Source organism: Methylorubrum podarium (genome assembly GCF_022179745.1).
Taxonomy (GTDB): domain Bacteria; phylum Pseudomonadota; class Alphaproteobacteria; order Rhizobiales; family Beijerinckiaceae; genus Methylobacterium; species Methylobacterium podarium.
The window spans coordinates 1-14477 of sequence record NZ_BPRD01000604.1; the positions used below are offsets into that span (position 1 = coordinate 1).

General features: G+C 69.6%; 13 protein-coding genes and 2 pseudogenes. 3 read left to right on the plus strand and 12 right to left on the minus strand.

The window, feature by feature from the left end:
- Positions 1–546 (plus strand): annotated as a pseudogene (locus MFF42_RS24415) (hypothetical protein); the annotation flags it as partial.
- 27 nt (positions 547–573) lie between these two features.
- On the opposite strand, the gene MFF42_RS24420 reads toward MFF42_RS24415, so the two are convergent.
- From MFF42_RS24420 to recQ, 11 genes and pseudogenes are all read right to left on the minus strand, one after another.
- Entirely contained in the window at positions 574–789 is a 216-nt protein-coding gene (locus MFF42_RS24420; protein WP_238258473.1) for a hypothetical protein, read from the minus strand.
- A gap of 185 nt (positions 790–974) precedes the next feature.
- Positions 975–2066: pseudogene (locus MFF42_RS24430) on the minus strand (SMP-30/gluconolactonase/LRE family protein).
- Positions 1966–2868, minus strand: coding sequence for an NAD(P)/FAD-dependent oxidoreductase (locus MFF42_RS24435; protein ID WP_238258475.1), 903 nt, complete (start codon positions 2866–2868; stop codon positions 1966–1968). The pseudogene MFF42_RS24430 and the gene MFF42_RS24435 overlap by 101 nt, the downstream one beginning before the upstream one ends.
- Positions 2869–2954: 86 nt before the next feature.
- Positions 2955–3290: a Grx4 family monothiol glutaredoxin gene (gene grxD / locus MFF42_RS24440; protein ID WP_238258477.1), complete on the minus strand. Its 336-nt coding sequence runs from the start codon at positions 3288–3290 to the stop codon at positions 2955–2957.
- A 41-nt stretch (positions 3291–3331) separates the two neighbouring features.
- The gene (locus MFF42_RS24445) at positions 3332–3841 is read right to left on the minus strand and encodes a DUF29 domain-containing protein (protein ID WP_283206923.1); all 510 of its coding nucleotides are present in this window, start codon (positions 3839–3841) and stop codon (positions 3332–3334) included.
- A gap of 29 nt (positions 3842–3870) precedes the next feature.
- Positions 3871–4107, minus strand: a complete 237-nt coding sequence (locus MFF42_RS24450) for a BolA family protein (protein ID WP_012451972.1) — start codon at positions 4105–4107, stop codon at positions 3871–3873.
- A 27-nt stretch (positions 4108–4134) separates the two neighbouring features.
- A complete protein-coding gene (gene purL, locus MFF42_RS24455) occupies positions 4135–6360 on the minus strand; it encodes a phosphoribosylformylglycinamidine synthase subunit PurL (RefSeq protein ID WP_238258481.1) in 2226 nt (741 codons plus the stop codon).
- 187 nt (positions 6361–6547) lie between these two features.
- Positions 6548–7732, minus strand: a complete 1185-nt coding sequence (locus tag MFF42_RS24460) for a hydrolase (RefSeq protein WP_238258482.1) — start codon at positions 7730–7732, stop codon at positions 6548–6550.
- Positions 7733–7871: 139 nt separating this feature from the next.
- Positions 7872–10055 carry an SF1B family DNA helicase RecD2 gene (gene recD2 / locus MFF42_RS24465; protein ID WP_238258484.1) on the minus strand — a complete coding sequence of 728 codons (2184 nt, stop codon included), beginning with the start codon at positions 10053–10055 and terminating at the stop codon, positions 7872–7874.
- A 119-nt stretch (positions 10056–10174) separates the two neighbouring features.
- The gene (locus tag MFF42_RS24470) at positions 10175–10861 is read right to left on the minus strand and encodes a trna delta -isopentenylpyrophosphate transferase (RefSeq protein ID WP_238258486.1); all 687 of its coding nucleotides are present in this window, start codon (positions 10859–10861) and stop codon (positions 10175–10177) included.
- A gap of 205 nt (positions 10862–11066) precedes the next feature.
- A complete protein-coding gene (recQ, locus tag MFF42_RS24475) occupies positions 11067–12914 on the minus strand; it encodes a DNA helicase RecQ (RefSeq protein WP_238258488.1) in 1848 nt (615 codons plus the stop codon).
- A gap of 101 nt (positions 12915–13015) precedes the next feature.
- Between recQ and MFF42_RS24480 the strand changes: the two genes are divergently transcribed.
- A complete protein-coding gene (locus MFF42_RS24480; RefSeq protein ID WP_238258489.1) occupies positions 13016–13255 on the plus strand; it encodes a type II toxin-antitoxin system VapB family antitoxin in 240 nt (79 codons plus the stop codon).
- Positions 13255–13659 (plus strand): type II toxin-antitoxin system VapC family toxin, encoded by a 405-nt coding sequence (locus tag MFF42_RS24485; protein ID WP_238258490.1) that lies wholly within the window; start codon positions 13255–13257, stop codon positions 13657–13659. Before MFF42_RS24480 ends, MFF42_RS24485 begins: the two co-directional genes overlap by 1 nt.
- A gap of 3 nt (positions 13660–13662) precedes the next feature.
- Here MFF42_RS24485 and MFF42_RS24490 read toward each other — a convergent pair.
- The coding region (locus MFF42_RS24490) for an AAA family ATPase (RefSeq protein WP_238258519.1) at positions 13663–14477 on the minus strand (815 nt) is incomplete at its 5' end.

The window sequence follows — 14477 nt, forward strand, 5'->3', positions numbered from 1 at the left end:
CAGGAGATCGACCGGCTGGCCCGCACCGCCACCGCTCTGCGGGAGGCGAGCGAGGCCGCCCGCGGTGAGACCAAGGCGCTCGCCGCTAGCTTGGCCGATCGGATCGGGCGCAGCGAACAGGCGCTCGACAAGCGGTTGACGATCCTAGCCGAGACGGTGACCCGCGGTGAGCGCGAGCAGAGCGACCGGATCGCCGGCATGATCGCGCAACTGGAGAAAAAGTCGCAAGCCGCCGTGGCCGCCGTCCCGGCCAAGCCAGAAGTGAAGTCCGAGGCGAAATCCGAGTCGAAGCCCGAAGCACGCGCGGCGGAGCCGACCCAGACCGGCAGCCTCGCCGAGAAGCCGAAGACGGAAACCCTGGATGGCTGGGCCCTGCGCGACGTCTACGACGGCGTCGCGATCCTCGAAGACCGCCGCCGCCGGCTGGTCGAGGTCGGACGCGGCGACGCGGTGCCCGGAATCGGACGGGTCGAGGCGATCGAGCGTCGAGGCCGGCAATGGGTCGTGGTCACGCGCCAGGGCATCATCACGCCCCAGACGTGGTGAGGTTGCACCTGCGCGGACAGCAGGTCGTCAGGTCACCGGCAGGATTTCGGCGGGTGTGACGGCGGCCAGCGTCGCACCGGGCACGGCCGGAGCCAATTCGGCGAGCATCGTCGCCCGCTCCAGGCGCATCCGTCCGCGCTCGCGCGCTTCGTCCCGCGCCTTCGGCGTCGCGTGAAGAATAATGGCGAGAAGCGCCTCGCCGTCACCCTGCTCCGTCAGATTCTTCGCATCGAAGACTGGCATGACCCGCTCCCGCCCTCGACGAGGGCACGCGGTTTACGAGCGAAAGCTCGACCGTTCGTGAAGAACTGGCAAAACGGGGATAAGTTCCCTCAGTTCTTCAGCCTTAACCGCGCTTTCATCTTTGCGTCGCAACGGAACGTACTGCGGTGCGAAGCCGCACACCACAGCCGCAAGAGTTGTACAACTCAAGTCCGCGGCAGTTCCAGAAGATCTGGCAGGACACCGCGGAAGTTTGTCTCGACTTGGTAGAGATGGCCGGCCATCGGGTCGAGGGTCGGGTCGCGACCGCGCAGACAGGTCGTGATGTAGAGCGTCGAGAGGCCCTCCCCACCGAAGGCACATTTGGTCACCAGCGGCGTCGGCATCGGAACGACGTAGGCGGCCTGTCCATCAGGGGTGAAGCGGGTGATGCGGCCGGCGCCGTAATGGCAGATCCAGAGATGGCCCTCCGCGTCGAGCGTCAGGCCGTCCGGTTTGCCCCAGCCTTCCTCGAACCGGAGGAGGGTCCGGGCCTATCCGATCCGTTCCTCGTCGAGGTCGTGAACCCGGACGATGCCGTTGGCCGTGTCGATCGTGTAGAGCCGGCGTCCGTCCGGGCTCACGACGGGACCGTTCGTGACCGCGGCCGCGCTCCCGAAGGTCTCGAGGCGGGCTCCGTCCCAGCGATGAAAGCGACCGGTCTCCGCTTCCTCCCCGTCATCCATGCTGCCGAAATAGAGCCGGCCGTCGGGCCCGATCTGCCCGCTGTTCAGTCGGTTGCCGTCCGGGTCATCGTCCGGCCGAACGAGCGGCGTGCGGGATCCGTCGGAGAGCCGCAGGGCGGCGACGCCCGACTTGAAGCCAGCGACGACGCGGTCCGGATCGCGGGTTAGGAGGGCGAAGCCGAGCTTCTCATCGAGCGGCAGGCGTACGGTCTCGTTCGTGGCCGGCCAGTGCCGCCAGACTGCGGGGTTCTCGATATCGACCCAGAGCAGCGAACCGTCGCGGGCATCCCACACGACCTCCTCCCCGAGGGCGCAGCCGCAGGCGACCGCGACGCGCGGCGTGTCGGGATGAACGGGTAGGGTCATTGCGGCTCCGGATGAGTGGCGGGAAGGGGACACCCCGCTCCGGACAACGCGCCGTCCGACGCCTTTTTCCGTCGTGCCGGAAGCCAGTCGGCCCGTCTCCTCCGCTCTACCGGGTCGCCTCCGCGACGAACTCGGCATTGATGGCGAAGGCGGCCATCGCGCCCTCCGCCGCGGCCACGACCGCGAACTGAACCCGGCGCGAGGCATCGCCCGCCACGTAGAGGCCGGGCACGTTGGTCTTCTCGTATTCCTGGGTCGGCACCACGCTGCGGGTCTCGTCGAGTTCGCAGCCGAGTTGCGCGATGAGCGGGGAGGGGCTGCAGGCGAACGGCATCAGGAACAGCGCCGCGCAGGGCGTGCTGCCGCCGTCCCGGAACCGGAGGCAGGTCGGGCGGCCCCCGTCGCCCTCGAGCCGCGCGATCTCCGCCTCGATCACCCGCACGCCGTTGCGTTCGAGCCGGTCGCGGTCCTTGTCGGAGAGATCGCCGTCGCCACCGTTGGTGCAGAGCGTGACGTCGCGGCTCCAGCCGGTCAGTTCAAGCGCGAGACCGCAGCCGCCATGCCCGCGGCCGTAGACGATCAGCGGGCGGTCCCGGACCTCGAAGCCGTCGCAATAAGGGCAGGAATGCACACCGGTGCCCCAGTAGGTGTCGAACCCTTCGATCTCGGGGATGTCCTGGGCGAGGCCGGTCGCGAGGATCAGGCGACGGGCCCGCTCGCGACGACCGTCGGCCTGGACGATGGTGAAGCCGTCATCCTCGCGAAACGCGTCCGTCACCGCGACCGCGCGGCATTCCACGGTGTCGTAGCGGTCGAGGTCGGCCCGTCCCTGGGCCCGCAGATCGAAGGGCGGCGTGCCGTCGCGGGTGAACAGGCCCCAGGTGCGCGGGGTCGCGGCGTTGCGCGGCTCGCCCGCGTCGCAGAGCAGAACCGTGCGGCGCGCCCGCCCGAGGATCAGGGCGGCGTTGAGCCCGGCCGGGCCGCCGCCCACGATGATGACGTCGTGCATGCTGATCTCCCGGCGACCCCGCCGAGAGACAAGCCTGTTCGACAGCCAAGAGTTTCCCGCAAGAGTTTCCCGGGAGGGGTCGCCGCTCAGGCGGCGCTCTTCACCGGCACGCCCTTCTCGGAGAGGAACTGCTGCAGCTCGCCCGACTGGAACATCTCGCGGGCGATATCGCAGCCGCCGACGAACTCGCCCTTCACGTAGATCTGCGGGATGGTCGGCCAGTTGGAATAGGCCTTGATGCCCTCGCGGACCGCCATGTCGTCGAGCACGTTCACGCCCTTGAACGGCACGCCGAGGTAGTTGAGGATCTGGACGACCTGGCCCGAGAAGCCGCACATCGGGAATTGCGGCGTGCCCTTCATGAAGACGACCACGTCGTGGGAGTCGATCTCGTTCTTGATGGCGGTGTTGACGTCGGTCATCGCATCGTCCTCGTTGGCGTTCGCGTGGTGTTTGCTTGAAGTCAGGAATGTCCGGCGGATTTCAAGGCCGCGGCTTCGGCGATCCGCACGAGGGCGGCGTCGGCATCGAAAGGGGCTGCCAGCAGATCCTCCGGCGTCAGCGGACAGTCCGTCGGCAGGTGCGGAAGCAGTGTGTCGCCGTAGACTTCGAGATCGCCGGCGGCAAGCTCGATCCCAATGCGCCACGCCTTCGACCAGTCGATCCGCTGTCGCATGGAACGCTCGTAGCGAGCCCGCACCGCAGCCTGGAAGGCGATGATCTCGTGGCGCCAGTGCAGATTCGGTGGAGCGTCCGGCGCCGAGACGCGCTTCAGCAGGTGCGCGAACAACTGTGCCAGGAGCCTTTCGACCGCCCGAATCTGCGACCGCCCCACGCTCTCGATCTCCTCGGCGACATTCTCCCAATCGACCGCGTTCGACAGGTCGCTCCGGGCCGCGAGCGCCCGCAAAGCCGCCGCCTGCTCCTCGGCCCAGGTCACGATGTCGTCGTCGTAGAGGCTCGGCCGGTCCATCGGGGCGACCCGCTTCGTGAATGTGCGGCCTAATCCTGGGGAACGCCGGTGGTCAGCGCAAGGGCGTGGAGCACGCCCCCCATCCGCCCCTGGAGCGCGCCGTAGACCATCTGGTGCTGGGCGACGCGGGTCTTGCCCTTGAAGGCGGAGGAGATGACGGTCGCGGCGTAGTGGTCGCCGTCGCCCGCCAGATCCTTGATCTCGACCTGCGCGTCGGGCAGCGCCTCGCGGATCATCGACTCGATCTCGCGCGCATCCATCGGCATCGGGGCTCTCCGCTCGCTCTCGTCTCGTTACGCCGCCGGGGCAGCCGGCTGGCTCGCCATGTAGGCGGGGAACCAGCCCTCATGCGCGGCCTTCAGCTCGGCCACGGATATGGTCTCTTCGCCCGGCAGCACCAAGCTGTCGCCGCCGACGATGCCGACGGTGGCCGCATCGATCCCCTGCGCCGAGGCGCTGTAGAGGAGGTCGGCCGCAGCCTCGGCCGGAACCGCGATCAGGTAGCGGGCCTGATCCTCGCCGAAGAGGAAGGCGTGGGCCGGTACGCCGTCCGGCGCCGCCGGCAGGGCCGCGCCGATCCCGCCGGCCATCGCCATCTCGGCGAGCCCCACGGCGAGGCCGCCGTCGGAGAGGTCGTGCACGGTGTCGGCGATGCCGGACACGATCAGGCTGCGCACGAAGTCGCCGTTGCGGCGCTCCACCGCCAGGTCGACCGGCGGCGGCGCGCCCTCCTCGCGGCCCGCGATCTCGGAGAGGTAGAGCGACTGGCCGAGCCAGCCGTCGGTGCGGCCGATGAGGACCAGCACGTCGCCATCGCGCTTGAGCGCGACCGTGGCGTGGCGCTCCACGTCGTCCATGACGCCGACGCCGCCGATGGTCGGGGTCGGCAGGATGCCGACGCCGTTGGTCTCGTTGTAGAGCGAGACGTTGCCGGAGACGACGGGGAAGTCGAGGGCGAGGCAGGCTTCGCCGATGCCCTTCAGGCAGCCGACGAGCTGGCCCATCACCTCGGGCTTCTCCGGGTTGCCGAAATTGAGGTTGTCGGTGATCGCCAGCGGACGCCCGCCGACGGCGGTGATGTTGCGCCACGCTTCCGCCACCGCCTGCCGGCCGCCCTCGATTGGATCGGCCTCGCAGTAGCGCGGCGTGACGTCGGTGGTGAGCGCGAGCCCCTTCGGACCGTCCTCGACCCGGACGATGGCCGCATCGCCGCCCGGCTTCTGCACGGTGTTGCCGAGGATGAAGTGGTCGTACTGCTCGTAAACCCAGCGCTTCGAGGCGAGTTCGGGCGAGCCGATCAGGCGCTTGAGCGCTTCCGCATTCCGGACGCCCGCCTCGACGCTCGCGGCACTGATGACCGGCTGATGGGTGTTGGCGAGGTGCGGCCGGTCGTAGAGCGGCGCCTCGTCGCCGAGTTCCTTGATCGGCAGGTCGGCGACGGTCTCGCCGTTGTGCTTGATGACGAAGCGCAGGGTGTCGGTGGTGTGGCCGATGACGGCGAAGTCCAGGCCCCACTTCACGAAGATGGCCTGCGCCTCGGCCTCCATGCCCGGCTTGAGCACCATGAGCATGCGCTCCTGGCTCTCCGAGAGCATCATCTCGTAGGGGGTCATGCCCTCCTCGCGGGTCGGCACCTTCTCCAGGTGGAGCTCCACGCCGAGATTGCCCTTGGCGCCCATCTCGACCGCCGAGCAGGTCAGGCCCGCCGCGCCCATGTCCTGGATCGCGATGACGGCGCCCGAGGCCATGAGTTCGAGGCAGGCCTCCAGCAGCAGCTTCTCGGCGAAGGGATCGCCGACCTGCACGGTCGGGCGCTTCGATTCGCTGGCTTCGTCGAACTCGGCCGAGGCCATGGTCGCGCCGTGGATGCCGTCGCGGCCGGTCTTCGAGCCGAGATAGACGATCGGATTCCCGACACCCGTGGCCGCCGCGTAGAAGATCGCGTCGGTGCGGGCGAGGCCGACCGCCATGGCGTTGACGAGGATGTTGCCGTCGTAGCGCTTGTGGAAGCCGACGAGGCCGCCCACCGTCGGCACGCCGAAGGAATTGCCATAGCCGCCGACGCCCGCGACCACGCCGGAGACGAGGTGGCGGGTGCGCGGATGGTCGGGCGAGCCGAAGCGCAGGGCATTCAGGGCGGCGATGGGCCGTGCCCCCATCGTGAAGACATCGCGCAGGATACCGCCGACGCCGGTCGCCGCGCCCTGGTAGGGCTCGATGAAGCTCGGGTGGTTGTGGCTCTCCATCTTGAAGACGCAGGCGAGCCCGTCGCCGATATCGATCACGCCGGCATTCTCGCCCGGCCCCTGGATCACCCACGGTGCGGAGGTCGGCAGGCCGCGCAGGTGCTTGCGCGAGGACTTGTAGGAGCAGTGCTCGTTCCACATCGCCGAGACGATGCCGAGTTCGGTCAGCGTCGGTTCGCGGCCGACCAGGGCGCGGAAGCGCTCGTACTCGTCGGGTGTCAGGCCGTGCTGGCGCACCAGCTCGGGTGTGATCGGAACGTCGTTGCGAAACATCCGAAGGCCCTGTCCAAAACCTTTGCCGCGGTCCGACCCGGACCCCTCGGGGCCGACCGGCGATGGATCCGATGGGCCCCTGCGACGCGAAACAACTTCGCGCTCCGCTCTAGAGCGGATCAGCACCGGCTGCAAAGGGCATGGGCTTCCTTAAGCCGATTGCGCACAAGCCGGTCCTTCCGTTCTTCTAGGTGAATTCCTCGCTCGCAGCCACGCTGCGCTGCGTCCGGCACCGCTCGACCGCCTCGTGCACCGGCATCGGCCCGGCGACGAAGGCGACGTAATCGAAGGCGTCCGGCGCCCGGCTCGACATCAGGAGCTGGAAGTGCATGCGGAACAGATTCCAGCGCCGCCGCGCGACGAGGTCGGGCTCGATCAGATCCTCGATCTCAACCCGCATCACGGCGAAGCGGCCGGGCGGTGGCGGCGGCAGGCCCGAGGCGCTCACCGGATCGCGCAGGTGGATCGAGAGCCAATCCCAGTTGGCGCGGATATCGAGCCAGCCGATCGCCCCGTCGCGGCCGACCCGGTCGAGCGCGCGGCGCGTCTCCTCCGCCCGCGGATCGAGGGTGATCCAGGGAATGACGCTGCCGATGGTCACGAGGGTCACCGGCGTGCCGCGCCGGCCGAAATCGGGATCGGCCGTCAGGATGCGGTCGAGACATTCGAAGGCGAGGAAGCTCGATGAGGAATGCCCGATCACCACGATCTCGGAGGCCCGCCCCTCCGCCGCGCGGATGCGCTCCGCCCAGGGACCCAGGCGCTCGCGCATCGCGGTCTCGCGGCCCGCGGCGTGGTCGTGCGTGAAGGTGGTGTCGTCGACGAGATGCGCGACGTAGAGCGGTTTTCCGCGGGTCAGATGCATCACGAGCGCCAGGATCGCGTAGGCGAGCACCGGGACCAGGGCCGCTCCGGCCAGCATGGGCAGCCCGGAGAGCGGTGTCAGCGCCACCGCCGCGACGGCCAGCCCGAGGCTCGCCAGCACGAAGACTAAATAGAACTGGTGGACGCTGACGATGACCCGGTAGAAGCGCCGCGCCTCGCGCTGGAATCGCCGCAGGTAGCCGGAGCGCCACAACCGCCACCATAATCCCGGCAGGCTCGTCAGCCGCCGCAGGTTGGAGCGGGGGAACCGGGCTCGGACGATGTCGTCCCAGCGCAGAAGAGAGTAGCGCACCCGCGTCGCGTCACCGTCGGCCTCGCTTCGCACATCCCAATCAAGGCTGATGCCGTCCGCCGAGCGGACCGGATCGCCGACGGTGATCGCCATGCCGCGCCGCTCGGCCGTGATGCGGCTCTCGCGTCGGAACAGACCCCAATAGGTTTCGGGCTCGCGCGGATCGAAACCCGGCAGATAGAAGACCTGCCGCACCGGCTGCGTGTCAGAGTCAGGAATGGCGGACCGCCGTTCTCGGAGACGGGAAGGTCGAGCGTCTCGGCGAGTCGCTCGGTCGTCCGTTGCCTACACGATGCGGCGGGGCCGGGGCGAGGCCAAAACGCGGTCCCCCGTCTCAGGCAGTTTCGAGCCATTCGCGCAGCTTCGCCCAGCGCCGCCGCGAGGCCGCCTCGCGGATCGCCATGCCGATCGCCCGGCGCTGGCCGACCAGCACCACGAGGCGGCGGCCGCGGGTGACGCCGGTATAGAGCAGGTTGCGCGCGAGCATGGTGCGGTGCTGCGTGACCACCGGGATCACCACCGCGGGATATTCCGAGCCCTGCGCCTTGTGGATCGTCGTGGCGAAAGCCGGCACCAGCGTGTCGAGTTCGTTGAACGGGTACACCACCGGCCGGCCGTCGAAATCGACGACGAGGGCCTCCTCCTCCGCGTCGATGGCACTCACCGTTCCGAGATCGCCGTTGAACACGTCGCGGTCGTAGTCGTTGCGGGTCTCCATCACCCGGTCGCCGGGGGCGAAACGCCAGCCGAAGCGCTCCACCTGCGCGGACGGCGAGGGATTCAGCACCCGCTGCAGCGCGTTGTTGAGGTTGCGGCTGCCGAGCGATCCGCGGATCATCGGCGTCAGAACCTGGATGTCGCGAGCCGGGTCAAGGCCGAAGCGGCGCGGGATGCGCCGGGTCACGAGTTCGACGAGCGTGTCGACGCCGGCTTCCGCATCCTCGATCTCGACGAGGTAGAAATCGCTGTCCTCGCCCTTCGGTGCGGTGAGCGGCATCCGCCCCGTATTGATGCTGTGGGCGTTGACGACGATCCGGCTCTCCGCCGCCTGGCGAAAGATCTCGGTGAGGCGAGCAACCGGCACGCGGCCGGAGGCGATCACGTCGGCGAGTACTTGGCCGGGGCCAACGGAGGGCAGCTGATCGACGTCGCCGACGAGGATCAGGCCGGCATGGTCCGGCACCGCCTTGAGCAGGGCGTGCATCAGCGGCACGTCGACCATCGAGGTCTCGTCGATGACTAGGAGATCGCACTCGAGCGGATTGTCCTCGCCGCGCTGGAAGCCGCCGTTGCGCGGGTCGATTTCGAGCAGGCGGTGGAGGGTGCGGGCCTCGAGCCCCGTCTGCTCGGTCATCCGCTTGGCGGCCCGACCGGTCGGCGCGGCGAGCAGCACCCGCACGCCCTTCGCCGTCAGGATGCGCAGGATCGCGTCGAGCGTGCTGGTCTTGCCGACGCCGGGGCCGCCGGTGAGCACGCAGAGCTTCGAGCGCAGAACCAGCCCGACCGCCTCGGCCTGGGATGCGGACAGGGTCTTGCCGGTCCTGCTCTCGACCCAAGGGCGGGCCTGCGCAAGGTCGATCGGCGGCCAGGGCGGCGAGCCGGCGGCGCGCTCGGCGAGACGCATGGCTATGGCGCGCTCGGCCCCGTGCAGGCCCTTGAGAAACAGGCAGGGTTCGCCGCGCAGGGTGTCGGCCACGACCTCGCGTCCCTCGCGGAGCGCCAGCGCCGCCGCGACGCGGACGAGATCGGGCGCGACGTCGAGGAGGTCGGCGGCGAGACGCACGAGCCGCTCGACGGGAAGTCCGCAATGGCCCTCGTCCATCGCCGTCTGGAGCGCGTAGGACACCCCTGCCGCGAGCCGCTGCGGCGCGTCGCGGGCGAGGCCGAGGCGCAGCGCAATCGCGTCCGCCGTGCGGAAGCCGATGCCGCGGATGTCGCGGGCGAGCCGGTAGGGATCCTCGGCCATCACCTTGAGCGAATCCCCGCCGTAGGTGCGGAAGATGCGGGTCGCCCGCGCCGTGCCGACGCCGTGGGCGTGCAGGAAGATCATGATCTCCCGCACCGCCTTCTGCTCGGCCCAGCCCTTGACGATGCGGGCCGCGCGCTTGCGGCCGATGCCCTCGACCTCGGTGAGGCGAGCGGGCTCGGCCTCGATGATCTCGAACACCGCCTCGCCGAAGGCGGCGACGATGCGCTTGGCCATCATCGGGCCGATGCCCCGCATCTGGCCGGAAGCGAGGTAGCGCTCGATGCCCTCGATCCCGGTCGGCGGCGTCACCTGGAGCGTGTCGGCGCGGAACTGGAGGCCGTGCTCGCGATCCGTGACCCAACGCCCTGCCGCCGTCAGCCACTCGCCCGCGGCGATGGCGGGAGCGTGGCCCACCACCGACACGAGGTCGCGCCGGCCGCGGGCATGGACCTTGAGGACGCAGAAGCCGGTCTCGGCACTGTGGAACGTCACGCGCTCCACCGAACCGGCCAGCACGTCGAGATCGGGAGGCCGGACCGGCGCGTTCATGCCCTCACCCCGTCATGGTTTCGAAAGGACGAGTCCTTTCGCGGGTCCAGGGCAGAGCCCTGGTGAGACCGGGGCGCTGCCCCGGCGCCCGGCCGAAGGGCTTGCCCTTCGGGATCCCGTTACGCGGCGCGGCTGCCGCGCCCGGCCTTCTTGGCCGGCGGCCAGCCCAGCGCCCGCAGGCGGGCCTTGGCATAGTCGCGCACTTCTTCGCGGGTGCCGTGCGGCATGGCATTGAGGATGCCCTGCGTGCGCTCGTCGAGCATCAGGTCGGTGACCGCATTAATCGACTCCGCCTCGTCGATCAGGCGCTTGAGGTCGGCCTCCTGCTCGGTCACCTCGTCGAAGGCCGGGGAGGCATCGAAATCCTCATCCACGGCGCGGATCGCCATCGGCTGGTTCTGGCGGAACTCGTCGGCCTCCTCCTCGGAATAGACGAGGCCGTGCAACTCGATCAGCTTGAGGATGACCCGGTCCTTCGCCCGCTTCTCGGCCATGGCGTAGACATAAGCCGCCTGCCGACCGGAGACGCGGTAGTTCACGTTCACCAGCGCCTCGCCGATCGACCACTCGACCCGCTCTTCGCCCGCCTTCTCGCCGGGCATGCGGCCGGTGACGAGGATCACCGCCTCGTCGCGCTCGCTGCGCAGCAGGGTCGGCGGGTCGAAGCGGATCTTTGTGTGGCCGGCGATCCGCTCCAGGGTCTTGTGGTAGATGACGGCGGTGCCCTGCACGCGCCAGACGTTGCCCGCGAAGGGCTCGCCGTAGCGCACGAGGATGTCGGCGATCTGCTTGTCGGCGGTTCTCATGGTTGTCCCCAGGCTGTGGACCGGGTCCGTGTTAGGAGGGGCGCCGCCTCTGTCGGCGGCTGATGTTCGTGTTATGTTCTTTCTGTGGACAATATGTGGATAACCCTTGCATGGCAAGCGCAGATGTATGCGACGGGCCGTCCCGCCGAGTCGCCGACGGCTCGGTGAAGGGGATCGGGTTCGGCGGGCGAGGGGACGAAGCCCGTCAGCCGGCCTTCTTGGCGTCGTCGAGAAACTCGCGGATCGCGTCGGTGAAGCGCTCGCCGTAGGCCTCGCGCTTGCGCTCGCCGACGCCGTGGACCGAGCGCAAAGCCCAGAGATCGACGGGCTTCGCGCGCGCCATCTCGATCAGGGTGCGATCGGGAAACACCATGAAGGCGGCAATGCCCTCGGCCCGGGCGATGGTGGCGCGCAGGCCGCGCAGATGCTGGAACAGCGCCTCGTCCGCCTCGCTGAGCGCATTCGCCTCGTCGTCGCGGGCCGCCGTGCGGCGGCTCCTCGGCTCGGCCTTCTTCGGCTCGGGATCGGGCCTGACCTCGATGGTCTCGCGCCCGAACAGGATCGCCTCGCCCTTCTCGGTCATGACGAGGCCGCCATAGCCGTCGGTGTTCTCGGCGACCGCCCCGGCGGCGAAGAGCTGGCGCAGCAGGGCCCGCCACGCCGCCACCGGCTTGTCGGCACCGACGCCGAAGGTCTTGAGCGCCGTGTGCCCGTTGCGCCGGATCGTCTCGCTCTCCTTGCCGTGGACGACGTCGCAGACATAGGCCGCGCCGAAGCGCTGGCCGGTGCGCACGATCGCCGAGAGCAGCTTCTGGGCGGCCACCGTTCCGTCGATGAGCGAGACGCCGCTGCGGCAGAGATCGCAGCGGCCGCAAGCGGCGCTCGCCTCGCCGAAATAGCCGAGCAGCGATTGCCGGCGGCAGGCGGCGCCCTCGCAGAGCGCGATCATCGCCTCAAGCTTGCGCCGCTCGACCCGGCGCCGCTCGTCCGAGATCTCCTTCTCGTCGATCTGGCGGCGGCGCAAGGCCATGTCGTCGAGGCCGTAGAGGGTGAGCGTGTCGGAGGGCAGCCCGTCGCGGCCGGCGCGGCCGATCTCCTGATAATAGCCCTCGATGTTGGTCGGCATGTCGGCGTGGCAGACGTAGCGCACGTCCGGCTTGTTGATGCCCATGCCGAAGGCGATCGTCGCGGTCATCACCACACCGTCCTCCTGCAGGAAGGTGTCCTGATTGCGCGCCCGCGTGCCCTGGTCGAGCCCGGCATGGTAGGGCAGGGCGTTGAAGCCGTCGCCCTTCAGGGTGTCGGCGAGCTGCTCCACCCGCTTGCGCGACGAGCAGTAGATGATGCCGCTCTCCGCCCGCCGGTCGCGCAGGAAGCGCTCCAGCTGGCGGGTCGGGTTGTCCTTCGGCTGGAAGGTCAGCCGGATGTTCGGCCGGTCGAAGGAATGGACGAAGGTCCTGGGCGGGCGCCCCGCCGGAAACAGCCGCTCGGCGATCTCGGCGCGGGTCGCCGCGTCGGCGGTGGCGGTGAGGGCGAGCGTCTGCACGTTGCCGAGCGCCTCGCGGGCGCGGGCGATCTCGCGGTATTCGGGGCGGAAGTCGTGGCCCCATTGCGAGACGCAGTGCGCCTCGTCCACCGCGAGCCGCCGCACGCCGGCCCCGCACAGGGCCTCCATGCAGCCGTCCATCAGCAGCCGTTCGGGCGAGACGAACAGCAGCCGCAGGTCGCCGGAGCGGATCTTCCGCCACGTCTCCCGCGAGGTCGCCTCGGCCACCGTCGAGTTCAGGGTCGCGGCCTCGATGCCGAAGGCGCGCATCTGCTGCACCTGATCGTGCATCAGCGCGATCAGAGGCGAGACCACCACGGTGAGCCCGGCATCGACCAGGGCGGGCAACTGGTAGGTCATCGACTTGCCCGAGCCCGTCGGCATCACCGCGAACACGTCCGCGCCGTCGAGCACGGCGCCGATCACCTCGTCCTGGCCGGGGCGGAAGTCGTCGTAGCCGAAGGTTTTTTTCAGCGCGGCACGGGCCTCGTCGAGGCGAGCAGTCATCGGGTCACTTGCCGAGGCGAACGGGTGATCGAGGTCCTCGTCCGACTTGCGGACGAGGCGTGTAGGCAATAGTTTGCGGCTGTCTACACAACGAGGCCGCCATGCCCCTGAACATCCGCAGCGAGGAGGTGAACCGCCTCGCCGAGAAGCTGGCATCGCAGGCTCGGGTGAGCAAGACCGAGGCGGTGCGTATGGCGTTGTCCAACGAACTGCAACGGCGGGAATCGTCGCCCTCGCTCGCCGAACGGATCAAGCCGATCCAGGAGGCTTTCGCCGCCTGGCCGAAGACCGGCCTGAAGGCCGACAAGGCGTTCTTCGACGACATGAACGACGAGCCCTGATGTTCGTCGATGCATCGGCGATGGTCGCGATCATCGCACGCGAGCCGGAGGCGGAGGCGCTGACGCGTCGGCTCGAAGAGGCACCGGTCCGTTACACCTCGGCGGTAGCCGTCGTCGAAACGGTGATGGCTCTGCGCCGCCTCGGCGCGGCGTCGGTCCAGCAGGCGGAACGGCTGGTGCGGCACCTGCTCCAGACTGCCGAGATCGAGGAAGTCGCCATCGGAAGCCAGGAGTCGATGGCCGCCGTCACGGCCTACGCGCGCTACGGCAAGGGACAAGGCCATCCTGCCCAACTCAATCTCGGCGACTGCTTCGCCTATGCCTGCGCCCGAACCCGCAACGTCCCGCTCCTCTTCGTCGGCAACGACTTCGCGCAGACCGACATCCCTGACGCGAGGGTCTGAGCCTCACGCTCCGGCCGGCACGAGGCGGCCTTCCGCCACACCGATGAGGTCGGCCCGGCCTTCCAGCTCGACGAACAGGGCCGGATCGGCGCCCGTCATCCAGACCTGCCCCTCCAGCGCTTCGAGCGCGTCGAACAAACCGGCGCGCCGCCGCGGATCGAGATGGGCGGCCACCTCGTCGAGGAGGATGAGGGGTGTGAGCCCGCTCATCGCCCGCACGAGCCGGGCATGGGCCAGCACGAGGCCGATCAGCAGCGCCTTCTGCTCGCCGGTCGAGGCGGTGGCGGCGGGCACGTCCTTGGGTCCGTGGCGTACGACGAGGTCCGTCGTCTGCGGTCCGATCTCGATGCGGCCGGCGGCGCGGTCGCGGTGGCGGCCCTGCAGCAACGCGCGGCGGAAGCGATCCTCCGCCTCCAGCGCCGGCCAGACCGCGACGAGATCGTCGAGGTCGCCCTCCAGCCGCAAGGACGCCCAAGGGAAGGGCGCGGCATCGTCCCGCGTTTCCGCGATCAGCCGGTCGAGGCGCTCCACCGTCTCGCGCCGGGCGAGCGCCACGGCGACACCGAGCTCGGCCACCTCGCGCTCCACCGCATCGAGCCAGCGGCCGTCGTCCGGCCGCTCGTCGAGGAGCCGATTGCGGGAGCGCAGGGCCCGCTCCATCGCCGAGACGCGGGCGCCGTGGCCGGCATCGACGGCGAGCACGAGCCGGTCGAGGAAGCGGCGCCGGTCGCCGGCCGCCCCGCGGAACAAGGCGTCGAAGTCCGGCGTCAGCCAGACGATCCGCAGGAACTCCGAGAATGCGACGGGGGAGGGGGCGG

Bases quoted from the DNA above. Each gene is read 5' to 3' on its own strand.
- MFF42_RS24420 (WP_238258473.1), bottom strand. From the start codon at position 789: ATGCCAGTCTTCGATGCGAAGAATCTGACGGAGCAGGGTGACGGCGAG.
- MFF42_RS24435 (WP_238258475.1), bottom strand. From the start codon at position 2,868: ATGCACGACGTCATCATCGTGGGCGGCGGCCCGGCCGGGCTCAACGCC.
- MFF42_RS24485 (WP_238258490.1), top strand. From the start codon at position 13,255: ATGTTCGTCGATGCATCGGCGATGGTCGCGATCATCGCACGCGAGCCG.
- recD2 (WP_238258484.1), bottom strand. From the start codon at position 10,055: ATGAACGCGCCGGTCCGGCCTCCCGATCTCGACGTGCTGGCCGGTTCG.
- recQ (WP_238258488.1), bottom strand. From the start codon at position 12,914: ATGACTGCTCGCCTCGACGAGGCCCGTGCCGCGCTGAAAAAAACCTTC.
- purL (WP_238258481.1), bottom strand. From the start codon at position 6,360: ATGTTTCGCAACGACGTTCCGATCACACCCGAGCTGGTGCGCCAGCAC.
- MFF42_RS24445 (WP_283206923.1), bottom strand. From the start codon at position 3,841: ATGGACCGGCCGAGCCTCTACGACGACGACATCGTGACCTGGGCCGAG.
- MFF42_RS24450 (WP_012451972.1), bottom strand. From the start codon at position 4,107: ATGCCGATGGATGCGCGCGAGATCGAGTCGATGATCCGCGAGGCGCTG.
- MFF42_RS24470 (WP_238258486.1), bottom strand. From the start codon at position 10,861: ATGAGAACCGCCGACAAGCAGATCGCCGACATCCTCGTGCGCTACGGC.
- grxD (WP_238258477.1), bottom strand. From the start codon at position 3,290: ATGACCGACGTCAACACCGCCATCAAGAACGAGATCGACTCCCACGAC.
- MFF42_RS24480 (WP_238258489.1), top strand. From the start codon at position 13,016: ATGCCCCTGAACATCCGCAGCGAGGAGGTGAACCGCCTCGCCGAGAAG.